Below are 25,568 nucleotides of genomic sequence, written 5' to 3' on the forward strand. Positions count from 1 at the left end.
TGATCAGCATGAGCGTTGTCGATGGCATCCGTTCTTTGCTGGATACCACCCTGGATCGGGCACTCGATCGCGCCATCGTTGGGGGATACACCCGTGTCGGCTATCAGCTTCGCCATTCGGGCTGGTTCGACGATCCCTCACCGGCAGCCCTGCGGGGCCGCACCGCGATGGTCACCGGCGCAAATCGCGGCCTGGGTAAGGCCATTGCCGCCGGGTTGGCCGAGCTGGGAGCCACCGTTGTGTTGACCGTGCGCGATCGCGACAGTGGGCAGCGCGCACGCGACGAGATCGCCGCGGCCTCCGGCGCCGACGTGCGGGTGGAGGTCTGCGATGTCTCCAGCCTCAGTGCCGTTCGGGCCTTCGCGACAGACCTGCGCACCCGGGTGTCCCGGCTGGACGTGCTGGTCCACAATGCCGGGTTGCTGCCCGCGGCCCGCGCCGAGACCGACGAGGGCCATGAGATCACGCTGGCCACCCACGTCTTGGGGCCGATACTGCTGACCGAACTGCTGGTTCCGATGCTGGCCGAGTCCGACGACCCGAGAGTGATCCTGATGTCTTCGGGCGGCATGTACACCCAACCGCTGCCGATCGAGGATCCCGAATACCGTGCCGGTGGCTACCGCGGGGCGGTCGCATACGCCCGCACCAAGCGCATGCAGGTGGCATTCACGCCGCTGCTTGCCCGGCGCTGGAGCGGCGAGCGCATCCGCGTCTACTCCATGCATCCCGGCTGGGCCGACACTCCGGGGGTGGCCACATCACTGCCGGGTTTTCGCGGGGTCATCGGGCCGCTACTGCGCACCGCCGAACAGGGCGCCGACACCGCGGTGTGGTTGGCGGCCACCAGACCGGCACCGCTGAGCGGCACCTTCTGGCATGACCGTCGGACTCGCCCGGAGCACTACCTGCCGTGGACCCGGTACAGCGACGATGACCGTCAACGGCTGTGGCGGTACTGCGCGGACGCGATCGGCATCGACTAGCGATCAGGCAGCGCGTGCTCGACGATCGGCAACCGGGGCAGCGGCTGCCGTTCTCCGCGCTTGGCCGCCAGGTACACCTGCGCGGTCTGCTCGGCCACGGTCTGCCAATCGAAGTCGGAGTTGAGCCGTTCCCGCGCGGCCCGGGCACGTTGCTGCGCGGCGGCCGGATCATCGAGCACACCGCACACCGCGGCGGCCAGCGCCGCCACGTCGCGGGGTGGGCACGATACCCCGGTGACCCCGTCGATCACCGCTTCGCCCAACCCGCCGATATTCGACGTCACCAACGGTGTTCCGGCCGCGGCGGCCTCCAGCGCGACCAGTCCGAACGGCTCGTAGTGGCTGGGGAACACCGCGGCGTCGGCCCGATGTAGCAGGGTCAGCAGTTCGGCGTGCTCGAGGTGGCCCAGGAACTTGGTGGCCTTGAGCACCCGGTGTTTGCGTGCCTGCTCGACCAGCCAATCCTGTTGGGTGCCTTCGCCGGCGATGGTAAGTGTGGTGCCTGGGTGCGCGCGCCTGATCCGCGGCAGTGCGGCAATGGCATTGTGCACACCCTTCTCGTACTCCAGCCGACCGACGTAGAGCAGTTCCGGTGGCCCGGTGCGTGGTTTACGGACCGCAAAAGGCCAGCGCGCCGCGTCGATACCGTTGCGAATCACCGCCGTTTCGGCCAGCCCTGGGCCGAACAGCTCGGTGATCTCATCGCTCATCGATCCCGAACATGTGATCAGCGAATCGGATTCACGCACCAGCCAGGATTCGACCGCGTGCACCTGGCGACTCAGATCTCCCGAAACCCAACCGGAATGCCGCCCGGCTTCGGTCGCATGAATCGTGGAAACCATTGGCACGTCGTAGTAGTCGGCGAGCGCAATCGCCGGATGTGCCACCAGCCAGTCATGCGCGTGCACGATGTCGGGTTGCCAGGGTTGCTCCGCGCCGGGACCGCTGAGGGTAAGGCCGGCCCGGACCATGGCGTGACCCATGGCCAGGGTCCAAGCCATCATGTCGCTACCGAAGCTGAATTCGTGCGGATCCTGCGCGGCCGCGATCACCCGGACTCCCTCGCTGATCAGATCAGACGATGGGTGGGTGCTGGGGTCGGTGCCCGAGGGCCGGCGGGACAGCACCACGACTTCGTGGCCGGCCGCGACCAATGCGGTGGCGAGGTGGTGGACATGGCGGCCGAGCCCGCCGATCACCACCGGTGGGTACTCCCACGACACCATCAGGATCTTCATGAACGTGGCCCCCTCCACGAACGTGCACAAAATGTCGGCCGTAGCGGCGTGTCGCTGTACAGCCGCGCACGCTCGTCGGTCGCCGGCGCGCTCACTTGGGCAGCCTTCGTGCGTCCAGAGCCCCGAACAGGCCATCGGCGCGGTTCCAGCCTTGGGCCAGTCGCTGGGCGTTGTCGCGCCGGCCCGACGCCAGCGCCCCGGCGATCTCTTGGGTGGCGTGCGCATGCAAGTGCGCGCGATAGCGCGCATAGTCGGCGGCGGAGTCCTTGCTCACCATGAACGGCCAGTCGCTCGAGACAGTCAGCAGCGTCTCACGCAGGATCTGATCGGCGACGTGATCGCGGGGGATCGGGCCATCCAGGGACGCGGTCTGGGCCAGCGCCTTATCGACGGTGGTCAGTGCGGTGTCGACCACTTCGGAGTTGAGCTGGACCAGATCGGAAACCTTGGGGCCGTTCCAGACTTGCCAGTCCTTGCCGGAACCCCAAGAGCTGGGGGGCAATTCGACCGGAGCGCCCACGAATCCGTTGGCCATGGCATCGTGCAGCGTTCCCACCCGCACGCCGGCGGCAGGCAGGGCGCGCAGCACCCGCTGCAACCAGGTCGGCCCCTCGTACCACCAATGGCCGAACAACTCGGTGTCGAACGCGGCGACCACGTGCGCGGGCCGGCCGATGCGCTGTGACTCGGCAATCAGCCGGCCGCGCACCACTTCGACGAAGTCGGCGACGTGGACGTCGATCGCGCGGTCGGCGCGCTGCGGGTCGTAGGGGGCTTTGGCCTCCGATGCCACATTGCGGCCGGTGACGCGGGCCGGTTTGAGGCCGGTCAGGTGATCGTAGGTGTGGAAATCGCGGTATGCGGCATGCCCGGGGTAGCCGGATTTCGGTGACCACACCCGGTAGCTGACCTGCAGATCACGCCCGAACGCGACCACGTCGGTGTCGCCGACCGGTCGGCCCAGTGCGGTGTCGCCGTGCAGGGATGGACCGTCCACCATGAAATGGCTGACTGCGGCGGCCGCGTAGTCGTGCTCCATGCCGGGGGCGTATGCGCATTCGGGTGCCCAGATCCCCGATGGGCTGTGCGCCATCCGCAGCCGTGCGTCGGCCAAACCTTCGCGCAGCGCGAACTCCCGCAGCCGCGGATTCAGCAACGGCTGGAACGGGTGGGCCAGTGGGCCGCCGAGCAACTCGACCGTGCCGGCGTCGATCAGGGCGCGCAGCAGCGGGCTTGCGCCATGGCGCCAGGCGGCGGCGAAGTCGTCAAGCGCCTGATCGGCCTCGGCGCACTCGCGGGTTCCGAAGTCGCGTAGGGCCTCTGGTGTGCAGGAGAGGTGTTTGGCCGACTTCGATGCGGGCGCAGACCGGACGCTGGTGGCCTCGGCCGCGCGCAGCCGCCAGTTGGCCAGCCAGTGATGCATTCCGTCCAGGCAATAGGGGTCATCGAGTTGGGCGTTGACTACCGGAGTCATCCCCAGCGTGATGAGCCCGCGGCGCCCCTCGTCGGCCAGGGTGCGCAGCACCCGGAACAACGGCAGGTAGGCGGCCGACCAGGACTGGTAGAGCCACTCCTCGCCGACCGGCCATCGGCCGTGGTGGGCAAGCCAGGGCAGATGGGTGTGCAGCACCAGGGTGAACAACCCGGGCACCCGGTCTGGCGAATTGGTGTTGTCCCAATTGGTCAATGCCGCACCGCGATCGCAATCAGATCCAGGCTGTCGTCAATTTCGTGGGCGGGTTCCAGCCCCGCCCCGATGATGTCGAAGTCCGCGGTGGTGACCGCCGCGACATCGGCGGTCAGTTCGGCTGACCACGGTTGGTCGGCGACCGCGCGGGCGATCTGGGCGTCGATGATCGAGCCGCCATGGCGTTCATCTATCGCGCGCAGCTGCGGCCCGTGGAACAACCCGTACATCGTCACCTCGGCAAAACCCGCTTCTAGCAGCAGTTCGGTGAGTTCGGCGGCGTTGAGTTCGCGAGTGTGGAAGGGGTTGATCGGGGTGTCGCGGCCGGGGGAGAAGGTGATCCGGTTCGGCGTGGACACCATCAATACGCCCGACGGGCGCAGCACCCGCGCGCATTCGCGGACGAATTGGCCCTGATCCCACAGGTGCTCAATGACCTGGAAGTTGACCACCACGTCCATCGATGCGTCGGGAAGGGGCAAGTCCGCCAGGTTCGCCTGCATTACCTCGACTCGGGGGTAGCGGTGGCGGACATGCGCTACCGCGGCCTCGTCGTAGTCCACGGCCACAACGCGGCGCGCGACATCGGCGATCATGTCGGCGCCGTAGCCTTCGCCGCAGCCCGCTTCCAGCACGTCGCGGCCCTCGCAACGAGGCGCCAGCCGTTCGTATACGACCTCGTGGCGACGGAACCAGTAGTTCTCGATGTCCAGATCGGGGATGGTGCGTTCGCCCGTCAGCGTCAACACCGCATCGACCGGCGGCGCACTGGCGGTCGGGATCTGGTCGGGAACGTCGGGGACGAATGAGCTCATTGCTAACGCAGGCTAGTGCCTAGCGCCCGATTCGCGAACCGTAGCCAGAAATGCCAGGAATGCTCGAGCCCCCGACGCGGGGGTCTGGCGGGGTGGGATAGCCGCGGGTTATGGGGGGTGAGCGGGCAATTGAGCAACTGCCACCCGCTAAGGTGTGAGGGCAGACCGCGAGAAGTTACCGCCTAGTAACATGCCGTGCGGTTGCGAACCGCGTGACCGAAGTCCTGCAGTCGACGGCTGCGGGACTCCTTCGAGGAGGACGAGCCATACCCATGACAAACATTGTGGTCCTGATCAAGCAGGTCCCAGACACCTGGTCGGAGCGCAAGCTGACCGAGGGCGACTGGACGCTAGACCGCGAGGCCGCCGATGCGGTCCTGGACGAGATCAACGAACGAGCGGTGGAAGAAGCGCTGCAGATCCGCGAGCGCGAAGGCGGCGAGGGTTCGGTGACCGTGCTGACCGCGGGTCCCGAGCGCGCCACCGAGGCGATCCGCAAGGCCCTGTCCATGGGCGCGGACAAGGCCGTCCACCTCAAGGACGACGGCATGCACGGCTCGGACGTCATCCAGACCGGGTGGGCGCTGGCACGTGCGCTGGGCGCCATCGAGGGCACCGAGCTGGTGATCGCGGGCAACGAGTCCACCGATGGCGTGGGCGGCGCGGTGCCGGCCATCATCGCCGAGTACCTGGGCCTGCCGCAGCTCACCCACGTGCGCAAACTGTCGGTCGAGGGTGGCAAGGTCACCGGCGAGCGTGAGACCGACGAGGGCCTGTTCACCCTGGAAGCCTCTCTTCCGGCTGTGGTCAGCGTCAACGAGAAGATCAACGAGCCGCGCTTCCCGTCCTTCAAGGGCATCATGGCTGCCAAGAAGAAGGAAGTCACCGTGCTGACCCTCGCCGAGATCGGGGTTGAAGCCGACGAGGTGGGCCTGGCCAACGCCGGGTCGACGGTGCTGTCGTCGACCCCGAAGCCTGCCAAGACTGCCGGTGAAAAGGTCACCGACGAAGGTGAAGGCGGCAACCAGATCGTGCAGTACCTGGTTGCGCAGAAAATCATCTAGCGAGTGCCCTGCATTTCAGGCCCAATGACGAAAGAGCGATAAACCCCATGGCTGAAGTATTGGTGCTCGTTGAGCACGCGGAAGGCGCGCTGAAGAAGGTCAGCGCCGAATTGATCACCGCCGCCCGTGCGTTGGGTGAGCCGGCCGCCGTTGTGATCGGCGCCCCCGGCACCGCCGCGCCGCTGGTCGACGGACTGAAGGCGGCCGGTGCCGCCAAGATTTACGTCGCTGAGTCCGGCGTCGTCGACCAGTACCTGATCACCCCGTTCGTCGACGTGCTGGCGGGACTGGCTGAATCCTCGGCCCCGGCGGCCGTGCTGGTGGCTGCCACCGCCGACGGCAAGGAGATCGCCGGGCGGCTTGCTGCCCGGATCGGGTCGGGTCTGCTCGTCGACGTGGTGGGGATCAACGACGGTGGCAAGGCCGTCCACTCCATCTTCGGTGGCGCGTTCACCGTCGAGGCCCAGGCCACCGGTGACACCCCGGTGATTTCGGTGCGTGCCGGTGCGATCGAGGCCGAGCCGGCCGATGGCGCCGGTGAGCAGGTCAGCGTGGACGTCCCGGCCCCTGCCGAGAACGCCACCAAGATCACCTCGCGTGAGCCGGCGGTCGCCGGCGACCGCCCCGAGCTGACGGAAGCCACGGTGGTGGTGTCCGGTGGCCGTGGTGTCGGCAGTGCCGAGAACTTCAGCGTGGTCGAGGCGCTGGCCGACTCGCTGGGGGGTGCGGTCGGTGCTTCGCGTGCCGCGGTCGACTCCGGCTACTACCCGGGTCAGTTCCAGGTGGGGCAGACCGGCAAGACGGTTTCGCCGCAGCTCTACATCGCGCTGGGTATCTCCGGGGCGATCCAGCACCGCGCGGGCATGCAGACGTCCAAGACCATCGTTGCGGTCAACAAGGACGAAGAGGCGCCGATTTTCGAGATCGCCGACTACGGCGTGATCGGCGACCTGTTCAAGGTTGCCCCGCAATTGACCGAGGGGGTCAAGGCTCGCAAGGGCTGATCGGCCGTTATCGTCGGCTGCGACATTTCGTCATCTGACGTGCACCGACATGTCACAGCGCTGATGCCGGTTAGCTGACCGGTTAGGCCACGTTGGTGGCATGAGCATCGCTTCTGTCCTCATACCCAGCGACAAACCGCGTGGCCCGGCGACCGATGCGGGTGCCGGCCCGCGCTATTCCCTATTGCTGTCCACCGATTCCGCGCTGACCGAGGCCGCTCAGCGCCTGCGCTATGACGTGTTCGCCGCCACGCCGGGCTTCGCGCTACCGGCGGCCGACGACCGCAGGGATGTCGACCGCTTCGACGAGTACTGCGATCACCTGCTGGTCCGCGACGACGACACCGGTGAGCTGGTGGGGTGCTACCGGATGTTGCCACCGGCAGGGGCCATCGCCGCGGGAGGCCTCTATACCGCTACCGAGTTCGACGTGGGTGCCTTCGACCCGCTGCGGCCGTCGCTGGTGGAAATGGGTCGCGCCGCGGTGCGTGACGGGCACCGCAATGGTGCGGTGGTGCTGTTGATGTGGGCGGGAATTCTTGCCTACCTGGACCGCTGTGACTACGACTACGTAACCGGCTGCGTGTCGGTGCCGATCGTCGAGCCAACCGGCCGGGACGGCATCACGCCGGGCCGCGAGCTGCGGGGCGTGCGTGACTTCGTGCTGAGGCGCCACCCGGCTTCCTACCGGGTGGACCCCTACCGGCCGGTGCGCATCGACGGCAAGAGCCTGGATGACATTGCCCCACCGCCGCGGCCGGCGATCCCGCCGTTGCTGCGTGGCTATCTGCGGCTGGGCGCGCAGGCCTGCGGCGAGCCCGCCCACGATCCGGACTTCGGGGTGGGGGATTTCTGTGTGCTGCTCGGCAAGCGTGACGCCGACATCCGCTACCTCAAGCGGCTCAGATCGGTGTCCGCGGCCGCGGAAATGGCGGGCGAGCTGGCGGGCGGAGCGGCCTGATGAACACTGAGGCCGGGCACTCCTGGCTGCCTCGCACCTCGTGCGACATCAGCTGCGTCAGCCTCGGCCACCCGGCGGTGCCCCGCCGGGTACCGGCCACCCTGCGGGTGGCGTTGCGCATCCTCTGGGCGCTGCTGCTGATGCCGGGGCTGCCGCTGCTCGGCGTGCCGGTGCCCGGCCGCAGCCACGCCCAACGCGCATACTGCCGGCTGGTCCTGCGTTGTTTCGGTGTCCGGATCACGGTGTCGGGCAGCCCGATCCGCAACCTGCGCGGGGTTCTGGTGGTCAGCAACCACATCTCCTGGCTGGACGTCTTTGCCATCGGCGCGGTACTGCCAGGTTCATTTGTGGCACGCGCGGACATGTTCACCGGACCCGGGGTCGAGATTGTGGCCCGACTGCTGAAAATCATTCCGATCGAGCGGACCAGCCTGCGCCGGCTGCCCGGCGTGGTCGACACCGTCGCCCGCCGGCTGCGCGCCGGACAGACCGTGGTGGCCTTTCCGGAAGGAACCACCTGGTGCGGGCTGGCGTCGGGCAGCTTCTATCCCGCGATGTTTCAGGCCGCGATTGACGCCGGCCGTCCGGTGCAGCCGCTGCGGCTGACATATCACCACGTCAACGGGGCCATCTCGACCACCCCGGCCTTCGTCGGAGACGACACCCTGGCGCGCTCGGTTCGCCGGGTGCTCGCCGTGCGTCGCATCGTGGCGTCGGTGCATGTCGATTCCCTGCAACTGCCGGGCCGCGATCGCCGGGCCCTGGCCAGCCGCTGCCAGTCCGCAGTGCACGCTGGGGCGGCGCACCCGGCACACCGGCCCGCGCTGGTGGCCTGAAAAGGCCTCTCATCCTGCGGCAACGTGTCTGTGGACAATGGGTGACAGGGACCGTCAGCCCAGCGTGCAGGAGGCCGTCATGACAACATGGCCAACACCCGATCCGCCCGCCGGCGGCCAGGAGTCGGTGTGGGACTATCCCCGGCCGCCGCGGTTGGAGCCGTTCGCCGGTTCGATCACCATCGAGCGGGGCGGCCAGACGATTGCGTCGGCGACCCGAGCCTGGCGCGTGCTCGAGACCAGTCACCCACCCACGTACTACCTGCCCGAAGATGCGTTCGGCGACGGTGTGTTGCGCCCGGCGGCGGGCGGTTCATGGTGCGAGTGGAAGGGCCGAGCGAGCTACTTCGACCTGGTAACCCCGGCGCGACAGGCCGCGCACGCGGCATGGACCTACCCAAACCCCACCCACCCCTTCCAGCCCATCGCTGGTGCGATCGCGGTGATGGCGGCCCAGGTGGACCGCTGCACGGTCAATGGCGAGCCGGTGGTGCCCCAACCCGGCGGTTTTTACGGCGGATGGATCACCAGCTGGATTGTCGGCCCGTTCAAAGGCATTCCCGGATCGATGGGGTGGTAAGCGCGGCCGCCGGCTCAGGAGTTTGGGGTCGCTGACCTGGCCGGTATCGTGGGGCGAGTCATGGTCTACCTCGATCACGCCGCCACCACCCCGATGCATCCAACCGCCATCGAGGCGATGACGGCTGTGCTGGCCACCGTGGGCAACGCGTCGTCGCTGCACACCACCGGGAGGGCTGCGCGCCGGCGCCTCGAGGAATCCCGCGAGCTGATCGCGGCCAAGCTGGGGGCACGCCCCTCGGAGGTGATTTTCACCGCGGGGGGCACCGAGAGCGACAACCTGGCCGTCAAGGGAATGTACTGGGCGCGCCGAGACGCGCAGTCCGCCCGTCGGCGCATCGTCACGACTCGGGTGGAGCACCACGCCGTTTTGGACACGGTGGACTGGCTGGTTGAGCACGAAGGCGCCGAGGTGACCTGGCTGCCCACCGACGCCGATGGCTCGGTGTCGGCCAGCGCGTTGCGCGATGCGCTGGAGAGCCATGACGATGTCGCGTTGGTATCGGTGATGTGGGCCAACAACGAGGTCGGCACGATCATGCCGATCGCCGAACTGGCCGGGGTTGCCGCCGAGTTCGGTGTCCCCATGCACAGTGACGCCGTGCAGGCCGTCGGCCAGATACCGGTGGACTTCGGTGCCTGCGGCCTGGCGGCGATGAGTGTGACGGCACACAAGTTCGGCGGCCCACCCGGAGCCGGGGCGCTGCTGATGCGACGCGACGTCAGTTGTGTGCCGCTGCTGCACGGTGTTGGCCAAGAGCGCGATATCCGGTCCGGCACCCCCGACGTCGCCAGTGCGGTCGGTATAGCGGCGGCGGCGCGGATCGCGGTGGACGGGCTGGAGGCCAACAGTGCGCGGCTGCAGACGTTGCGGGACCGCCTCGTTGCCGGGGTGCTCGCCGAAATCGACGACGTTCGTCTCAATGGTGCCCGCGATCCGCTACGGCTGCCCGGCAACGCGCACTTCACCTTCCGCGGTTGCGAAGGTGATGCGCTGCTGATGCTGCTGGACGCCAACGGAATCGAGTGCTCGACCGGATCCGCCTGCACCGCCGGTGTCGCGCAGCCGTCGCATGTGCTGATCGCGATGGGCGCCGATCCGGCCAGCGCGCGCGGCTCGCTTCGTCTTTCGCTGGGGCACACGACAGTCGAGGCGGACGTCGATGCGGCGCTGCAGGTGCTGCCCGCAGCGGTGGCTCGCGCCCGCTCTGCCGCCGTGGCTGCCGCGGGAGCGGCCTGGTGAAAGTTCTAGCCGCAATGAGCGGAGGCGTCGACTCATCGGTGGCGGCCGCCCGCATGGTCGATGCCGGCCACGACGTCGTCGGCGTGCATCTGGCGCTGTCGACCGCGCCGGGCGCGCTGCGTACCGGCTCCCGGGGTTGTTGCTCCAAAGAGGACGCATCCGACGCGCGCCGGGTCGCCGATGTGCTTGGAATCCCGTTCTATGTATGGGATTTCGCCGAGAGGTTCAAAGAGGATGTGATCGACGACTTGGTGTCCTCCTACGCCCGCGGTGAGACCCCCAACCCCTGCATTCGCTGCAATCAGCGCATCAAGTTCTCGGCGCTGTATGCCAAAGCGTTGGCTCTGGGCTTTGACGTGGTGGTTACCGGCCACTATGCCCGGCTATCCGAGGGGCGGCTGCGCCGCGCTGTGGACCAGGACAAGGACCAGTCCTACGTGCTGGCGGTGCTGACCGCCGAGCAGCTGCGCCACGCGATGTTCCCGATCGGGGACACCCCCAAGCCGCAGATTCGGGAAGAGGCGTCCCGGCGCGGCCTGGCGGTGGCCGACAAGCCGGATAGCCACGACATCTGTTTCATTCCGTCGGGCAACACCCAGACGTTTCTGGGCGAGCGGATAGGGGTTCGTCGCGGCACAGTGGTGGACGCGGCCGGTGCGGTGCTGGCCACCCATGACGGCGTGCACGGTTTCACCATCGGGCAGCGAAAGGGCCTGGGGATCCCCGGGCCGGGGCCCGACGGCCGCCCGCGCTACGTGACGGCGATCGACGCCGAAACCGGCACGGTTCGGGTCGGTGACGTGGCCGATCTGCAGGTGCACGCGCTGACAGGGCGGGCGCCCATCTTCACCGCGGGTACCGCTCCGACGGGCCCGCTCGAGTGTGCGGTTCAAGTGCGTGCGCACGGTGAAACCACCAGTGCGGTAGCCGAATTGGTCGGCGACGAACTGTCGGTGCGGTTACATTCCCCGCTGCGGGGGGTGGCACGGGGGCAGACGCTGGTGTTGTACCGCCCCGATCCGGACGGCGATGAGGTGCTGGGCAGTGCCACCATCACCGCAACCTCGGCGTGCTCGCCGGTGTCCTAGCCCGGCACGTTGGCGGCGATGTTGGTGAGCACGATGTCAGAGACCGAATCCGGGAACCCGCAGAAGGTGACTTCCAGCAGGGCCACCGAAAGCACCCGGTAGTCGCGGCCGCAGTCACCGGGGCGCATGCGCAGCGAGTCGGCGTCGGCTTTCCAGCTGCTGACGAACAACCAGCCGCTGGAACTGTCTGCGCAACTTCCGACGGCGCCCACCAGATCGTCGAAGGCTCGTCGGGCGATGTCGGCGTCCGGATACACCGCCGCGGCTTCGGAGATCAGAGCGCTATCTGGCGGATCTTGGAAGGTGGTCTTGTGGAACCCCGCGATGTCGGGTCCAAAGGTGGTGGTCTCGGAGAAGATGAACCGGCATTCCACCGGCGCGGTCTTTGCCAGGGCATCGATATCCACCGGATAGCTGCCGTCCATCGCCGGAATGATCGTCAGGTCCTCGCCGGCGCCGGTGATCGCGCGCATCCGGGTTTGGTCCAATAGCAGGGCGCCGGCCTGCCGGGCCTCCGGGGCGGACGCACCGAACGCGGGTAGCGCTTCGCCGTCCACCACTCGCGTACACGCCGCTGCCAGGAGCGTGGCGCAACACATCAACAGCGGTCGAATCAGTCTGGCCATCTGCCACCCCTTTGTGCTTGCAACCTACCCCGGCGGTCCGTCGGTAAACACCCCTGGCTGTGTGCCACCGATGCGATGTCGAATACGGTTGGCAAGTGAGTGTTTTCGCAACGGCGACCGGCGTCGGGTCCTGGCCGGGCATCCTTGCGCGGCCGGCCGCCGAGGTCGTCGTTGGCGAGTTGGCGGATGCGCTGGCTTATCTGGTGGAGTTGCCCGCCAGGGGAGTGGGTGCCGACATGCTCGGGCGGGCGGGCGCGCTGCTGGTCGACTTGGCCCTGGACACGGTGCCGCGCGGCTACCGCATTGTGTCGCGGCCCGGCGCGGTGACCCGCAGGGCCATCAGCATGCTCAACGAGGACATGGACGCCCTGGAAGAAGCTTGGGAGACCGCGGGCCTTCGGGGCGGCGGGCGGGTGGTCAAGGTGCAGGCTCCCGGGCCGATCACCCTGGCGGCCGGGGTGGAGTTGAGCAACGGGCATCGGGCCATCATCGACCCCGGGGCCGTGCGTGATCTGGCCGCCTCGCTCGGCGAGGGAGTGGCCGCCCACCGGGCGGAATTGGCGCGCCGTCTCGATACACCGGTGGTGGTGCAGTTCGACGAGCCGACGCTACCGGCGGCCCTGGAGGGGCGGCTGACGGGCGTGACTTCGCTGGCCCCGGTCGCCGCACTCGACGAGGCGGTGGCGCTGGGGCTGCTCGATACCTGCGTCGAGGCCGCCGGCGCCGACGTGGCGCTGCATAGCTGCGCGGCGGCGCTGCCGTGGGATCTTTTGCAGCGCAGTGGTATCAGCGCGGTGTCGGTGGATGTCGCAACACTGCGCGCCGCGGACTTGGACAGCATCGCGGCGTTCATCGACTCGGGCCGCACGGTGGTGCTCGGCGTCGTGCCCGCCAGCGTTCCCGACCGCCGGCCTTCGGCCGAAGAGGTCGCCGCCGACGTGGTCGCGGTGACCGACCGGCTTGGCTTCGGCCGCACGGTGCTGCGCGACCATGTTGGGGTCGCGCCGGGCTGCGGTCTGGCCGGCGCGACGCGGCAATGGGCCCGCACCGCGATCGGCCTCGCCCGCAAGGCCGCCGAAGGCCTGGCTCGAGATCCCGATGCCATCTGAGGGTGCGATGTTCGGGGCCTGTGGCCCTGGCGGAGACCTCACCCTGTTCCGCTGATTGGTGGACATGCGGGTCGACGGGTGTATGCATCCGATTGGCGGACAGACCGCACTCGTTCGCGTGAGTAGGGTTCGGAAATATCCCATACGGAACGGAATGGGTGAGTGATCGATTCGCGAGACAACGGCGATTCTGCGAGCCGAAAGCCATTCCTGATTTTTTTCGCGAGTGTGGGTTAAGCTCGCGCGAAGTCTGTTGGTTCGGGCCATGCAGACCGTGAGTGAAAATCAGGTTATCAACTGCTGATTTCGGTCGTGGGGTCCAGAAGTGACGATATTGCTTGTCAATCCTCCCGGTGCCCGCCGTAATGGGCGCTCCTATTTGAGCGAGCAGAAGCTTGGCGACCCGTGGGTGTATTCCACCATGTCGATGGAGCACCTCGGCATGATGTCGATCAAGGCTTACGCCAAGACCCAGGGGATCGAGATTGCCACCGTCAACGGGCTCGTTGCCGGGCACAGTTCGGTACAGGAAACGTGGTCGGCCATCGAGAACGCCGTGCGTTGCAGCGGTAAGCAGGGCTCCGGCGTTGTTGATTAGCAGGCTTGTGAGCTGGGTTGATGATCTTTGGTGCCGCGCTATTGGGGCCGGAGTGTAGGCACGGGCTATCTGGAGAACGATCGAGTTGGTTACTGTTCGTCGTTGGTCTGGAGTTGCCCGTGCCTACCGTTTCAGTATTGCCTGTGTCGTCGGTTCCAGAGGTGTTCGACCGCTGGAGTCCTGGTGAGCGCAGCGAGCTCATCGGATCGGAGTTTCTCGATGTGTTGGCCTCGGTGCCAGACCCGAGGGACCCACGCGGTCGGAGGTATTCGCTGATGGCTTTGTTGGCGATCGCGGTTCTGGCCACCCCTGCTCACGCTGCTGCCGGGTAGCTTGCGGTGGCTGGTCACCGTGGATGCGATGCATACCTAGGTCGTCACCGCGAAGTTGATCTGCGCCACCTTGAAGTCGCACTACCTGATGATCGTCAAGTCCAACCAAGCCAAAATACTTGCGCGTATCACCGCGCTGCCCTGGGCCGAGGTGCCCGCAGCCGCTACCGACGACTCCCGCGGCCACGGCCGTGTCGAGACCCGCACCCTGCAAATCATCACCGCTGCACGAGGAATCGGCTTCCCCTACGCAAAACAAATCATCCGGATCACTCGTGAACGCTTGATCACCGCCACCGACCAGCGCAGCGTGGAGGTGGTCTATGCCATCTGCAGCCTGCCGTTCGAGCACGCCCGCCCTACCGCGATCATGACCTGGATGCGTCAACACTGGGGAATCGAGAACAGCCTGCACTGGATACGCGACGTCACCTTCGACGAAGACCGTCAAAGGGCACATACCGGAAACGGCGCACAGGTCCTAGCAACGCTACGCAACACCGCGATCAATCTGCACCGCCTCAACGGCGCCGACAACATCGCCGAAGCCTGCCGGATCACCGCTTTGACCGCCAACCGCCGCCTAGACCTCCTCAATCCACAATTCCCCAGCTCACAAGCCTGCTAATCAACAACGCCGGAGCCCTGCGGTGCAGCCGGACGAATTGCGCGAGACCGCGCGGCTGCTACGGGCCACAAAATTCATCTCCACCTATAAGTTCATGGGCAAGATCACCCCGTATCCGGGAACACCCCTATACCAGGAGTATTCGGATCTGGGCTATCTACGCGAGGAATGGCCGCTGGGTGAATGGGACTTCGTGGACCCGGAGGCCGCGCGTGTTTATGCCGATGTCTGTTCGCTCATCGCGCCACGCCCGGACCTGCCCTACGACGAGGCCGAGAAGTTCTTCCTGGCGCGCCTTGACGAATGGGACGACGTCATCGCCGCGCGAATTGAGCAAACGGCAGCCGACGGCACCGGCACACTCGAGCCGCCCGGCGGCCCTCAGACGTCGGAACTGCTGTCGTTGACCTGACAATCCCGGGCCTTGCGGGCTGATTGGCGCGCCAACCGAGCCGGGGCCGACTGGAATCGAGCGGGTCAGGACTGAGAACCCACGGGCAGTCCGATAGCTGCCCGAGGACCCCGCCACGCCACGTCCCCGGATCGGCAACTACGTATTGTGGCTGCGTTGCGCCTGATAATCGAGATGTCGGCGGTCCGGGTGGACGTCGCAAGGCCGTGTGCGGCGAGGCCGCACGCACGGATGGGAAGGGGGATGGGGCGCCGGGTCCGCCGCGCGGACGTCGTGCCCCTGATCGCCAATGACTCCTGAGGTGTTGCGGCAGTGGCAGGAACTGGCCGAGCAGGTGCGTGAACACCAGTTTCGCTACTACGTGCGCGACGCGCCGGTGATCACCGACGCGGAATTCGACGAATTGCTGCGCCGGCTGGAGGCGCTCGAAGAACAGTATCCCGAGCTACGCACACCCGATTCGCCCACTCAGCTGGTCGGTGGCGCCGGTTTCGCGACCGAGTTCGAACCCGTCGAGCATCTGGAAAGAATGCTCAGCCTCGACAACGCGTTCAACACCGAGGAACTCACCGCCTGGGCCGGCCGCATCCACGCCGATGTCGGCGACAGTGCGGCCTATTTGTGTGAGCTCAAGATTGACGGCGTGGCGCTGTCGCTGGTGTACGAAGGGGGGCGGCTGACCCGGGCCTCCACCCGGGGCGACGGCCGCACCGGCGAAGATGTCACGCTCAATGCCCGCACCATCGAGGACGTTCCGGAACGGCTTTCCCACAGCGAGGACCACCGCATGCCCGAGGTGCTCGAGGTCCGCGGTGAGGTGTTCTTTCGGGTGGCTGATTTCCAGGCGCTCAACGCGAGCTTGGTCGAGGAGGGCAAGGCACCGTTCGCCAACCCCCGCAACAGCGCGGCCGGGTCGTTGCGGCAAAAGGACCCGGCGGTCACGGCCCGGCGCAGATTGCGGATGATCTGCCATGGGCTGGGCCACACCGAAGGCTTTCGCCCGGCGACGCTGCACCAGGCCTACCTGGCGTTGCAGGCCTGGGGGCTGCCGGTTTCTCGGCACACCACGCTGGTCGCCGACCTGGCCGGGGTACAGGAGCGCATCGACTACTGGGGCGAGCATCGCCACGAGGTCGACCACGAAATCGACGGCGTGGTGGTCAAAGTCGACGATGTCGCCCAGCAGCGGCGGCTCGGTTCCACCTCACGGGCACCGCGCTGGGCGATCGCGTACAAGTACCCGCCCGAGGAAGCCCAGACCAAGCTGCTCGATATTCGGGTCAACGTCGGCCGAACCGGGCGAGTTACGCCGTTTGCGTTCATGACGCCGGTGAAGGTCGCGGGCTCGACGGTGGCACAAGCCACCTTGCACAACGCGTCGGAGGTCAAGCGCAAGGGCGTGCTGATCGGGGACACGGTGGTGATCCGCAAGGCCGGTGACGTGATCCCCGAAGTGTTGGGTCCGGTGGTCGACCTCCGTGATGGGTCCGAACGCGAATTCGTCATGCCCACAACGTGTCCGGAGTGCGGCACGCCGCTGGCTCCGGAGAAGGAGGGCGACGCCGACATCCGCTGTCCGAATACCCGCAGCTGTCCGGGGCAGTTGCGGGAGCGGGTTTTTCATGTCTCCAGCCGCAATGCCCTCGACATCGAGATGCTGGGCTATGAGGCTGGCGCCGCGCTGCTTTCGGCGCGGGTGATCGGCGATGAAGGCGACCTGTTCGGGCTCACCGAGGAAGAGCTGCTTCGCACCGACCTGTTCCGCACCAAGGCCGGTGACTTGTCCGCCAACGGCCGGCGGCTACTGGCCAATCTGGACAAGGCGAAGGCGGCGCCACTATGGCGCGTGCTGGTGGCGTTGTCCATCCGCCATGTCGGACCGACAGTGGCACGCGCACTGGCCACCGAGTTCGGCAGCATCGATGCGATCGTCGCCGCGACCACCGAACAGTTGGCCGCCGTTGAGGGAGTGGGACCGACGATCGCCTCCGCCGTTTCGGAGTGGTTCACCGTCGACTGGCACCGCGAGATCGTCGAGAAGTGGCGGGCCGCCGGTGTGCGGATGGCCGATGAGCGCGACGACAGTGTGCCGCGCACACTGGCCGGGGTAACCGTGGTGGTCACCGGCTCGTTGCCCGGATTCTCACGGGACGAGGCCAAGGAGGCGATCGTGACCCGTGGCGGCAAAGCCGCCGGTTCGGTATCGAAAAAGACCTCCTACGTCGTCGCCGGTGACGCACCCGGCTCGAAGTACGACAAGGCGGTCGAACTCGGCGTGCCCATCCTCGACGAAGATGGGTTTCGAAAGTTGTTGGAGCAGGGCCCCCCGGTCGAAGTGGGGGAGCCGACCTAGCGGTCGCAACCCCCGACGACCGGGCCGCGACGATTGTGGCTACCACCGGCGAGTTCTATCGTGGGCGCTATGACGCAGACTGCCGACCGGTCCGCGCAGGTATCACCGTGGTCGCCGCGTGAGGCGGAGTTGCTCGCGGTGACGTTGCAGTTGCTGCAAGAACATGGCTACGACCGGTTGACGATAGACGCCGTTGCCAACACCGCCCGGGCCAGCAAAGCCACCGTGTACCGGCGCTGGCCGTCGAAGGCCGAATTGGTGCTGGCGGCATTCATCGAGGGGGTGCGACAGGTCGCCGTCGCGCCGAATACCGGCTCGCTGCGCGACGATCTAGTGAAGATCGGCGAGGGCATTTGCGGCCAGGCCCACCAACAAGCCAGCACCATCCGCGCGGTGCTCGTCGAGGTGTCGCGGCACCCCGCGCTCAGTGACGCGCTGCAGCGTCAATTCGTGGATCAGCGCAAGGCGTTGATCCAGCAAGTGCTGCAACAGGCGGTCGACCGGGGGGAGATCACCCAGGCGGCCATCACCGACGAACTCTGGGACCTGTTGCCCGGCTATCTCATCTTCCGGTCCATCATCCCCAACCGGCCGCCGACCCCTCACACGGTGCAGCTTCTGGTTGACGACTTCATCATGCCCGGCCTGACCCAAGCCACCGGGTGACCGTTGAGCCCCGGCGAGATCGGCGCGCGCCAGGAGGATACAGGCACGTTTCTTGTGCAGTACGGTCCAGTACCGTACTGTCATAGCAGTCAAACTCACTTGAAGTGCACCGCCACCCGGGCACGGGTGCTTCGGCCCCTCGTCGAAAGGCCAACGAGTGAAGGAGATTTCAATGGAAGCCCTCGTCAGAAGGGGGTGGATGATGATTGTCGCGGTGGCCGTCGTCGTGATCGCGGGATTTGTGATCTATCGTTTGCACGGGATTTTCGGGTCGCACAACAACGCTTCGGGCGCCAACGGCATCTCGAATGAAATCGTCCCCTTCAACCCCAAACAGGTAGTTCTGGATGTGTTCGGCGCCCCGGGGGCCGTGGCGACCATCAACTACCTCGACGTGAACGCTCAACCCCAGCAAGTCGTGGACGCGCCGCTGCCCTGGTCCTTCACCATCACCACCACGGAGCCGGCGGTTCTGGGCAACGTGGTGGCGCAGGGCAACGGCGGCACCATTGGTTGCCGGATCACGGTCAACGGTGAAGTCAAGGACGAGCGGATCGTCAACACCCCCGATGCCTACACCTTCTGTCTGGACAAGTCCGGATGAGTGACCAGCAGCCCACGCCGCCTCGCATCCCGCACGCCATCCGCCGGCTCGCGGTGCCCATCGTGCTGCTGTGGCTGGCCCTTGCCGCGATAACCAACGCTTCGGTGCCACAGCTGGAGGACGTCGGCAAGACCCACAACGTGGCGATGAATTCCCCCGATGCGCCGTTCTTGCAGGCGACCAAGCGAATCGGCAAGATGTTCGGTGAGTTCGACTCCGACAGCTCGGCCATGGTGGTGCTCGAAGGCGACAATCCGCTCGGCGCCGACGCCCACAAGTTCTACGACATCCTGATTCACAAGCTCGAACAAGACACCAAGCACGTCGAGCATGTACAAGACTTCTGGGGCGACACGCTCACCGCGGCGGGCGCGCAGAGCACCGACGGCAAGGCCACCTACGTGCAGGTCTACCTGACGGGAAACCTCGGTTCGGCGCAGGCCAACGAGTCGGTGGACGCGGTCCGTGACATCGTCGAGCACACCCAGGCGCCGCCGGGTATCAAGGCATATGTCACCGGCCCCGCGCCCCTGATCGCGGATCAGTTCGAGGTGGGCAGCAAGGGGACCGCCAAGGTCACCACGATCACCGTCGGGGTGATCGCGGTGATGCTGTTCTTCGTTTACCGCTCCGTCCTCACCACGCTGCTGGTGCTGCTCACCGTGCTCATCGAGATGGCCGCCGCCCGCGGCATCGTCGCCGTGCTGGGAAATGCCGGAATCATCGGGCTCTCAACCTACGCAACGAATCTGCTCACGCTGCTGGTCATCGCCGCCGGAACCGACTACGCGATCTTCGTGGTCGGCCGCTATCAGGAGGCCCGCTCTGCCGGCGAGGAACGAGATACCGCGTTCTACACGATGTTTCGCGGTACCGCCCACGTCGTCCTGGGCCCCGGCCTGACCGTTGCCGGTGCCGTGGCATGTCTGAGCTTCACCCGGTTGCCCTATTTCCACAGCCTGGGTATCCCAGCCGCACTGGGCATTCTGGTTGCGCTGCTGGCCGCGCTGACCCTGGGGCCTGCGGTGTTGACGCTGGGCTCGGCGGTGGGCGTCTTCGAGCCCAAACGCGCGATGCGAACCCGCGGCTGGCGGCGGATCGGCACCGCGATCGTCCGGTGGCCCGGCCCCGTTCTGGTGGTGGCATGCGCGTTGGCGCTGGTGGGTCTGCTGGCCCTGCCGGGATACAAGACCAGCTATGACACGCGCCCCTACATGCCCTCCAGCGCCGCGGCCAACGTCGGATACGCGGCCGCCGAGCGGCACTTTTCCCGCTCCCGGTTGGAGCCCGAGCTGCTGATGATCGAAACCGATCACGACCTGCGCAACCCGGCCGACATGCTCATCCTGGACCGGGTGGCCAAGGCGGTTTTTCATGTACCCGGCATCGCCCAGGTGCAGTCGATCACCCGGCCGTTGGGCACCCCGCTTGATCACAGTTCGCTGGCGTTTCAGATGAGCGCGCAAAGCGCCAATCAGATCGAAAACCTCAGCTACCAAAGAGATCGCGCGAACGACTTGCTCAAGCAGGCCGGCGAACTATCGACCACGATCGACCTGCTGAACAAGCAATACGCCCTGCAGCAGGAACTCGCGGCCACGACGCACGGCGAGGCCGAGAACTTCCACGACACCATCGCGACGATGAAAGAGCTGCGCGACAAGATCGCGAATTTTGACGACTTCTTCCGGCCGATACGCAGCTACTTCTATTGGGAGAAGCATTGCTATGACATCCCGGTCTGCTTTGCGCTGCGGTCGATCTATGCCGCGCTCGACGGGATCGACCAGCTCACATCGAAATTCGGGGACCTCACGGCGACCCTGGACCGGCTCGACGCGCTGCAGCCCAAACTGGTGGGCTTGATCCCACCCCAGATCGCCAGCCAGGAGACCAATCGCGAACTGCTGATGGCGAACTACGCGACCCTGTCGGGCATCTATGCGCAGACGGCGGCAGCGATCGAAAACGCCACGGCACTGGGCCGGGCTTTCGATATGGCCAAGAACGACGACACCTTCTACCTGCCGCCCGAGGTCTTCAACAATCCCGACTTCAAACGCGGTCTGAAGCTTTTCCTTTCGCCTGACGGCAAGGCGGCCCGCATGATCATCACCCACGAAGGTGATCCCGCCACCCCCGAGGGCATCTCGCACATCGACCCGATCAAGAAGGCCGCCCACGAAGCCGTCAAGGGCACCCCGTTGGCCGGGGCGCAGTTTTTCCTCGGCGGCACCGCGGCCACCTACTACGACATCCAAGACGGCGCCAAGTACGACCTGATGATCGCCGGGATCGCGGCGCTGAGCCTGATCTTGCTGATCATGATGTTTCTCACCCGAAGCCTGGTTGCCGCGCTGGTCATCGTAGGCACGGTTGCGCTGTCACTGGGGGCCTCATTCGGCCTGTCGGTGCTGGTGTGGGAGTACCTCTTTGGCATCAAGCTGTATTGGGTGGTGCTTGCCCTGGCCGTGATCCTGCTCTTGGCCGTGGGATCCGACTACAACCTGCTACTCATCTCACGGTTCAAAGAGGAGATCGGTGCCGGACTCAAGACCGGGATCATCCGTGCCATGGCGGGCTCCGGCTCGGTGGTCACCTCGGCCGGCCTGGTGTTCGCCGTCACCATGTGCGCCTTCGTGTTCAGCGGTTTTCAGGTGCTCGGTCAGATAGGAACCACCATCGGTCTTGGCCTGTTGTTCGACACCCTGATCGTGCGCTCGTTCATGACACCGTCGGTCGCCACGCTGCTTGGGCGCTGGTTCTGGTGGCCGTTGCGGGTACGCCCCCGTCCGGCCAGCCAGATGCTGCGCCCCTACGGTCCACGCACGGCCGTTCGTCAACTGCTGCTATGGGAAGACGACGACCCGGTGGTTGCCAAAGAATCGCACTAGCCGCGCCGCGCTAGCGCAGCATGGTGGCCACGATCCCGGCCAGATAGCCCAGCCGAGCCACCTCCGAGGGCCGAAATTCCGGGCCGGGCCGCCCCAGCACCACCGCAGTGTGCTGGTCGCCCAGCGGCGCGGCCACCATCCTGGTGTCCATATCGCGCCAGACCTTTGGCACCCACTCGGCGCTTCCGTCCAGCGGTTTGGCTTGCTCGATCGGAAGCCACGGTGCCGAAGCGGCACGCGTCTCCGGGGCGCCCGGGCTTCCGGCCAACCGCTGCAACTCGCCCTCGACGCTGCGCAGCACCGTGCACCAGCTGACCCGCAGCACTCGGGGCGCCTCGTTGGCCAGAACCTGCAGCCGGGACGTGTTGTCCCGTGCCGTGGCGACGTGGTCAAGAAGCTCCAGCTCACGGTGGGCTTCCAAGAGGCCGGTATGCGGACGCACGCTGTCCACTCGGACGCCGTTGAGGGATTCCGCGGCGGTGATCAATGCGTCCGGCATGGCGCCCGGAGCAAGCTCGACGACCAGATCATCGATTGCATATCCACAGCCGCGCTCGACGACGTCGAGCGACAAGATGTCAGCACCTACCGAACCGAGTGCGACCGCCAGCGACCCCAGGCTGCCTGGACGGTCCAGCAGTTCGATGCGCAACAGATACGAAGGCACGCGCATCACTGTTGCACAGCGATGCGCGTGGGGTATTTCGGCAGGACACGATCGGGCCGCATCACGGCCGCCTCGAACTGCTCGGGAGACGGGCATCGCGTCGCATTCGGTGACGGGCGTGAAACCGGCCCGACGGGCGCGGTTAGGCTTTTCGCTCGTGTCCCAGATCTCCCGCGACGAGGTGGCCCACTTGGCCCGGCTTGCCCGTCTGGCGTTGACCGAAGATGAGCTTGACAGCTTCGCTGGTCAACTCGACGCCATCCTGACGCACGTCAGCCAGATCCAGGCCGTCGACGTCACCGGCGTCGAAGCCACCGATAATCCGCTCAAAGACGTCAACGTGATGCGCGCAGACCAGACGGCGCCGTGTCTGACGCAGGAAGAGGCGCTGGCCGAGGCGCCTGCAGCGGTTGACGGCCGCTTCGCCGTTCCGCAGATTCTGGGGGATAGCGAATGACCGACCTCATCCGATCCGATGCCGCCACGCTGGCCGCCAAGATTGCCGCAAAAGAGGTGTCCGCGACCGAGCTGACTCAGGCCTGCCTGGACCAGATCGAGGCGACCGATGACAGGTACCACGCCTTCCTGCACATCGGGGCGCACGAGGCGCTGTCTGCGGCGGCGGCCGTCGATACCGCCCTGGCCGCGGGGGAGCGGCTGCCGTCGGCGCTGGCCGGGGTGCCGCTGGCGCTCAAAGACGTGTTCACCACCGTCGACATGCCCACCACCTGCGGGTCCAAGATCCTCGAAGGCTGGCGCTCCCCGTACGACGCCACGCTCACCCTGCGGCTCCGCGCGGCCGGAATCCCGATTCTGGGCAAGACCAACATGGACGAGTTCGCGATGGGCTCCTCGACGGAGAACTCCGCCTATGGCCCGACCCGCAACCCATGGAACCTCGACCGGGTACCCGGCGGCTCCGGCGGTGGTAGCGCCGCGGCCTTGGCCGCCTACCAGGCTCCACTGGCCATCGGCTCGGACACCGGCGGGTCGATCCGCCAGCCGGCCGCGCTGACCGCGACCGTCGGTGTCAAACCCACCTACGGCACCGTTTCCCGATACGGGCTGGTGGCCTGTGCCTCCTCCCTGGATCAAGGGGGGCCGTGCGCGCGCACCGTGCTGGACACCGCCATGCTGCACCAGGTGATCGCCGGTCACGACGCCAAGGACTCCACCTCTTTGGAAACCGAGATACCCGATGTGGTCGGCGCGGCCAAGGCCGGCGCGTCCGGTGACCTGCGCGGCGTGCGCATCGGGGTGGTCAAGCAGCTGCGGGGCGACGGCTATCAGCCCGGAGTGCTGGCCTCGTTCGAGGCCGCGGTAGCGCAGCTGACCGCGCTTGGCGCCGAGGTGAGCGAGGTCGACTGCCCGCACTTCGACCATGCGCTGGCCGCCTACTACCTCATCCTGCCGTCGGAAGTGTCGAGCAACCTGGCGCGCTTCGACGCGATGCGCTACGGGCTTCGGATCGGCGATGACGGGACCCACAGCACCGAAGAGGTGATGGCCATGACGCGGGCCGCCGGGTTCGGGCCCGAGGTCAAACGCCGCATCATGATCGGCGCGTACGCGTTGTCGGCGGGCTACTACGACGCCTACTACAACCAGGCGCAGAAGGTTCGCACCCTGATCGCACGCGATCTGGACGAGGCCTATCAATCAGTCGACGTGTTGGTTTCGCCGGCGACCCCGACCACCGCGTTTCCGCTCGGGGAGAAGGTCGACGATCCGCTGGCGATGTACCTGTTCGACCTGTGCACGCTGCCGCTGAACCTGGCGGGGCACTGCGGCATGTCGGTGCCGTCGGGATTGTCTCCGGATGACGGGCTGCCGGTGGGGCTGCAGATCATGGCGCCGGCGTTGGCCGACGACCGGCTCTACCGGGTGGGCGCGGCCTACGAGGCCGCCCGAGGCCCGGTACCCAGCGCCATCTGATTCCGCGCGAGCAGACACAGAATCGCGCCAATCCAGCCTATTTCGGCCGATTTTGCGTCTGCTCGCGCCAATGGTCGCCGCCCCAGGCAAGATGAAGGGATGCGGATTGGAGTACTCACGGGAGGCGGCGACTGTCCAGGGCTGAATGCGGTGATCCGGGCGGTGGTGCGCACTTGCGACGCCCGGTACGGCTCATCGGTGGTCGGATTTCAGGACGGCTGGCGCGGGTTGCTGGAGAACCGGCGGCTGCAGTTGCGCAACGACGACCGCAACGACCGGCTGCTGGCCAAGGGCGGAACGATGCTCGGCACCGCCCGCGTACACCCCGACAAGCTGCGGGCCGGGTTGCCCCAGATCAAACAGACGTTAGACGACAACGGCATTGACGTGCTCATCCCGATCGGCGGCGAAGGCACGCTGACCGCCGCGCACTGGCTGTCCGAAGAGAACGTTCCGGTGGTCGGCGTGCCCAAGACGATCGACAACGACATCGACTGCACCGATGTGACTTTCGGCCACGACACGGCCTTGATGGTGGCAACCGAGGCCATCGACAGGCTGCACAGCACCGCGGAATCCCACCAGCGGGTGATGCTGGTCGAGGTGATGGGTAGGCATGCGGGCTGGATCGCGCTGAACTCCGGGCTGGCATCTGGCGCACACATGACGCTCATCCCTGAGCAGCCCTTCGACATCGAAGAGGTGTGCCGTCTGGTCAAACAGCGCTTCCAGCGAGGCGATTCGCACTTCATCTGTGTGGTCGCCGAGGGCGCCAAGCCCGTTTCGGGCTCGATGCAGTTGCGCGAGGGCGGACTCGACGAATTCGGTCACGAACGATTCACCGGCGTCGCCGCTCAGCTCGGCTGGGAAGTGGAAAAGCGCATCAACAAGGATGTCCGGGTGACCGTGCTGGGCCACGTGCAACGGGGCGGACAGCCGACGGCCTATGACCGGGTGCTGGCCACTCGGTTCGGCGTCAATGCCGCTGACGCCGCACATGCGGGCGAATACGGCCAGATGGTGTCGCTGCGCGGTCAGGACATCGGCCGTGTACCCCTGGCCGACGCCGTTCGACAGCTCAAGCTGGTACCGCAGAGCCGCTACGACGACGCCGCTGAGTTCTTCGGCTGAGGCCGGCCCGCTTCGCCCGGCTTCGCCGGTTTCGCGACCACCACGGGGCTTGTCGGTGGTGGCCCGCTTCGCCCGGCTTCGCCGGTTTCGCAACCACCACTAGGATCGA

At 66.7% G+C, this 25,568-nt stretch carries 23 protein-coding genes and 1 pseudogene; 19 read left to right on the top strand and 5 right to left on the bottom strand.

Features of this window, described 5'->3' with window-relative positions:
* Positions 1-8: 8 nt before the first annotated feature.
* Positions 9-986: an SDR family NAD(P)-dependent oxidoreductase gene (locus tag SHTP_RS08385; RefSeq protein WP_096370307.1), complete on the top strand. Its 978-nt coding sequence runs from the start codon at positions 9-11 to the stop codon at positions 984-986.
* Here the strand turns inward: SHTP_RS08385 and SHTP_RS08390 are convergent.
* The 3 genes from SHTP_RS08390 to SHTP_RS08400 all read right to left on the bottom strand — a co-directional run bounded on the left by SHTP_RS08390 (position 983) and on the right by SHTP_RS08400 (position 4,729).
* Positions 983-2,227, bottom strand: a complete 1,245-nt coding sequence (locus SHTP_RS08390) for a glycosyltransferase family 4 protein (protein WP_012393506.1) — start codon at positions 2,225-2,227, stop codon at positions 983-985. The two genes, SHTP_RS08385 and SHTP_RS08390, sit on opposite strands and share 4 nt — an antisense overlap.
* 91 nt (positions 2,228-2,318) lie before the next feature.
* On the bottom strand, positions 2,319-3,914 hold the full coding sequence (locus tag SHTP_RS08395) for a 1,4-alpha-glucan branching protein domain-containing protein (protein ID WP_096370308.1): 1,596 nt from the start codon (positions 3,912-3,914) through the stop codon (positions 2,319-2,321).
* Complete coding sequence (locus tag SHTP_RS08400; protein ID WP_011739997.1) at positions 3,911-4,729, bottom strand: class I SAM-dependent methyltransferase; 819 nt, start codon at positions 4,727-4,729, stop codon at positions 3,911-3,913. Before SHTP_RS08400 ends, SHTP_RS08395 begins: the two co-directional genes overlap by 4 nt.
* A 272-nt stretch (positions 4,730-5,001) precedes the next feature.
* Between SHTP_RS08400 and SHTP_RS08405 the strand changes: the two genes are divergently transcribed.
* The 7 genes from SHTP_RS08405 (at position 5,002) to mnmA (ending at position 11,504) form a co-directional block, all read left to right on the top strand.
* Positions 5,002-5,793 carry an electron transfer flavoprotein subunit beta/FixA family protein gene (locus SHTP_RS08405; RefSeq protein ID WP_012393508.1) on the top strand — a complete coding sequence of 264 codons (792 nt, stop codon included), beginning with the start codon at positions 5,002-5,004 and terminating at the stop codon, positions 5,791-5,793.
* A 47-nt stretch (positions 5,794-5,840) separates the two neighbouring features.
* Entirely contained in the window at positions 5,841-6,797 is a 957-nt protein-coding gene (locus tag SHTP_RS08410) for an electron transfer flavoprotein subunit alpha/FixB family protein (protein ID WP_096370309.1), read from the top strand.
* Between the two features lie 100 nt (positions 6,798-6,897).
* Complete coding sequence (locus SHTP_RS08415; RefSeq protein ID WP_096370310.1) at positions 6,898-7,758, top strand: GNAT family N-acetyltransferase; 861 nt, start codon at positions 6,898-6,900, stop codon at positions 7,756-7,758.
* Entirely contained in the window at positions 7,758-8,594 is an 837-nt protein-coding gene (locus tag SHTP_RS08420; RefSeq protein ID WP_096370311.1) for a lysophospholipid acyltransferase family protein, read from the top strand. The genes SHTP_RS08415 and SHTP_RS08420 overlap by 1 nt, the downstream gene beginning before the upstream one ends.
* 79 nt (positions 8,595-8,673) lie before the next feature.
* Complete coding sequence (locus tag SHTP_RS08425) at positions 8,674-9,174, top strand: DUF427 domain-containing protein (protein ID WP_096372390.1); 501 nt, start codon at positions 8,674-8,676, stop codon at positions 9,172-9,174.
* 60 nt (positions 9,175-9,234) lie between these two features.
* Positions 9,235-10,416, top strand: a complete 1,182-nt coding sequence (locus tag SHTP_RS08430) for a cysteine desulfurase family protein (RefSeq protein WP_096370312.1) — start codon at positions 9,235-9,237, stop codon at positions 10,414-10,416.
* Positions 10,413-11,504, top strand: coding sequence for a tRNA 2-thiouridine(34) synthase MnmA (mnmA, locus tag SHTP_RS08435; RefSeq protein ID WP_096370313.1), 1,092 nt, complete (start codon positions 10,413-10,415; stop codon positions 11,502-11,504). Before SHTP_RS08430 ends, mnmA begins: the two co-directional genes overlap by 4 nt.
* Here mnmA and SHTP_RS08440 read toward each other — a convergent pair.
* Positions 11,501-12,130 carry a sensor domain-containing protein gene (locus tag SHTP_RS08440; protein ID WP_011740004.1) on the bottom strand — a complete coding sequence of 210 codons (630 nt, stop codon included), beginning with the start codon at positions 12,128-12,130 and terminating at the stop codon, positions 11,501-11,503. The genes mnmA and SHTP_RS08440 overlap by 4 nt on opposite strands.
* A 95-nt stretch (positions 12,131-12,225) precedes the next feature.
* Here SHTP_RS08440 and SHTP_RS08445 point away from each other — a divergent pair, with 95 nt between their 5' ends.
* From SHTP_RS08445 to SHTP_RS08480, 8 genes and pseudogenes are all read left to right on the top strand, one after another.
* On the top strand, positions 12,226-13,239 hold the full coding sequence (locus tag SHTP_RS08445) for a uroporphyrinogen decarboxylase/cobalamine-independent methonine synthase family protein (protein ID WP_096370314.1): 1,014 nt from the start codon (positions 12,226-12,228) through the stop codon (positions 13,237-13,239).
* Between the two features lie 325 nt (positions 13,240-13,564).
* The gene (locus tag SHTP_RS08450; protein ID WP_096389512.1) at positions 13,565-13,837 is read left to right on the top strand and encodes a hypothetical protein; all 273 of its coding nucleotides are present in this window, start codon (positions 13,565-13,567) and stop codon (positions 13,835-13,837) included.
* A gap of 119 nt (positions 13,838-13,956) precedes the next feature.
* Positions 13,957-14,797 (top strand): annotated as a pseudogene (locus SHTP_RS08455) (ISAs1 family transposase).
* A 22-nt stretch (positions 14,798-14,819) separates the two neighbouring features.
* Entirely contained in the window at positions 14,820-15,209 is a 390-nt protein-coding gene (locus tag SHTP_RS08460) for a hypothetical protein (protein WP_231991730.1), read from the top strand.
* Positions 15,210-15,498: 289 nt separating this feature from the next.
* Positions 15,499-17,562 carry an NAD-dependent DNA ligase LigA gene (ligA, locus tag SHTP_RS08465; RefSeq protein WP_096370315.1) on the top strand — a complete coding sequence of 688 codons (2,064 nt, stop codon included), beginning with the start codon at positions 15,499-15,501 and terminating at the stop codon, positions 17,560-17,562.
* Between the two features lie 57 nt (positions 17,563-17,619).
* Positions 17,620-18,228, top strand: coding sequence for a TetR/AcrR family transcriptional regulator (locus SHTP_RS08470; RefSeq protein ID WP_085979884.1), 609 nt, complete (start codon positions 17,620-17,622; stop codon positions 18,226-18,228).
* Positions 18,229-18,400: 172 nt separating this feature from the next.
* Positions 18,401-18,832 (top strand): MmpS family transport accessory protein, encoded by a 432-nt coding sequence (locus SHTP_RS08475; protein WP_197706235.1) that lies wholly within the window; start codon positions 18,401-18,403, stop codon positions 18,830-18,832.
* Positions 18,829-21,726, top strand: coding sequence for an MMPL/RND family transporter (locus SHTP_RS08480; RefSeq protein ID WP_096370317.1), 2,898 nt, complete (start codon positions 18,829-18,831; stop codon positions 21,724-21,726). Before SHTP_RS08475 ends, SHTP_RS08480 begins: the two co-directional genes overlap by 4 nt.
* 10 nt (positions 21,727-21,736) lie before the next feature.
* Here the strand turns inward: SHTP_RS08480 and SHTP_RS08485 are convergent, their stop codons facing one another.
* Positions 21,737-22,393, bottom strand: a complete 657-nt coding sequence (locus SHTP_RS08485) for an ACT domain-containing protein (RefSeq protein ID WP_020786497.1) — start codon at positions 22,391-22,393, stop codon at positions 21,737-21,739.
* 157 nt (positions 22,394-22,550) lie between these two features.
* On the opposite strand from SHTP_RS08485, the gene gatC reads away from it, so the two are divergent.
* The 3 genes from gatC (at position 22,551) to SHTP_RS08500 (ending at position 25,459) form a co-directional block, all read left to right on the top strand.
* A complete protein-coding gene (gatC, locus tag SHTP_RS08490; RefSeq protein ID WP_011740011.1) occupies positions 22,551-22,850 on the top strand; it encodes an Asp-tRNA(Asn)/Glu-tRNA(Gln) amidotransferase subunit GatC in 300 nt (99 codons plus the stop codon).
* Positions 22,847-24,328 (top strand): Asp-tRNA(Asn)/Glu-tRNA(Gln) amidotransferase subunit GatA, encoded by a 1,482-nt coding sequence (gene gatA, locus SHTP_RS08495; RefSeq protein WP_096370318.1) that lies wholly within the window; start codon positions 22,847-22,849, stop codon positions 24,326-24,328. Before gatC ends, gatA begins: the two co-directional genes overlap by 4 nt.
* A gap of 99 nt (positions 24,329-24,427) precedes the next feature.
* Complete coding sequence (locus SHTP_RS08500; RefSeq protein WP_011740013.1) at positions 24,428-25,459, top strand: ATP-dependent 6-phosphofructokinase; 1,032 nt, start codon at positions 24,428-24,430, stop codon at positions 25,457-25,459.
* Positions 25,460-25,568 lie beyond the last annotated feature (109 nt).

Origin of the sequence: Mycobacterium ulcerans subsp. shinshuense (assembly GCF_002355775.1) — a bacterium.
Classification (GTDB): Bacteria; Actinomycetota; Actinomycetes; order Mycobacteriales; family Mycobacteriaceae; genus Mycobacterium; species Mycobacterium marinum.

Bases quoted from the DNA above. Each gene is read 5' to 3' on its own strand.
- SHTP_RS08385 (WP_096370307.1), top strand. From the start codon at position 9: ATGAGCGTTGTCGATGGCATCCGTTCTTTGCTGGATACCACCCTGGAT.
- SHTP_RS08390 (WP_012393506.1), bottom strand. From the start codon at position 2,227: ATGAAGATCCTGATGGTGTCGTGGGAGTACCCACCGGTGGTGATCGGC.
- SHTP_RS08400 (WP_011739997.1), bottom strand. From the start codon at position 4,729: ATGAGCTCATTCGTCCCCGACGTTCCCGACCAGATCCCGACCGCCAGT.
- SHTP_RS08405 (WP_012393508.1), top strand. From the start codon at position 5,002: ATGACAAACATTGTGGTCCTGATCAAGCAGGTCCCAGACACCTGGTCG.
- SHTP_RS08410 (WP_096370309.1), top strand. From the start codon at position 5,841: ATGGCTGAAGTATTGGTGCTCGTTGAGCACGCGGAAGGCGCGCTGAAG.
- SHTP_RS08415 (WP_096370310.1), top strand. From the start codon at position 6,898: ATGAGCATCGCTTCTGTCCTCATACCCAGCGACAAACCGCGTGGCCCG.
- SHTP_RS08420 (WP_096370311.1), top strand. From the start codon at position 7,758: ATGAACACTGAGGCCGGGCACTCCTGGCTGCCTCGCACCTCGTGCGAC.
- SHTP_RS08425 (WP_096372390.1), top strand. From the start codon at position 8,674: ATGACAACATGGCCAACACCCGATCCGCCCGCCGGCGGCCAGGAGTCG.
- SHTP_RS08430 (WP_096370312.1), top strand. From the start codon at position 9,235: ATGGTCTACCTCGATCACGCCGCCACCACCCCGATGCATCCAACCGCC.
- SHTP_RS08440 (WP_011740004.1), bottom strand. From the start codon at position 12,130: ATGGCCAGACTGATTCGACCGCTGTTGATGTGTTGCGCCACGCTCCTG.
- ligA (WP_096370315.1), top strand. From the start codon at position 15,499: ATGACTCCTGAGGTGTTGCGGCAGTGGCAGGAACTGGCCGAGCAGGTG.
- SHTP_RS08475 (WP_197706235.1), top strand. From the start codon at position 18,401: ATGGAAGCCCTCGTCAGAAGGGGGTGGATGATGATTGTCGCGGTGGCC.
- SHTP_RS08480 (WP_096370317.1), top strand. From the start codon at position 18,829: ATGAGTGACCAGCAGCCCACGCCGCCTCGCATCCCGCACGCCATCCGC.
- gatA (WP_096370318.1), top strand. From the start codon at position 22,847: ATGACCGACCTCATCCGATCCGATGCCGCCACGCTGGCCGCCAAGATT.
- SHTP_RS08500 (WP_011740013.1), top strand. From the start codon at position 24,428: ATGCGGATTGGAGTACTCACGGGAGGCGGCGACTGTCCAGGGCTGAAT.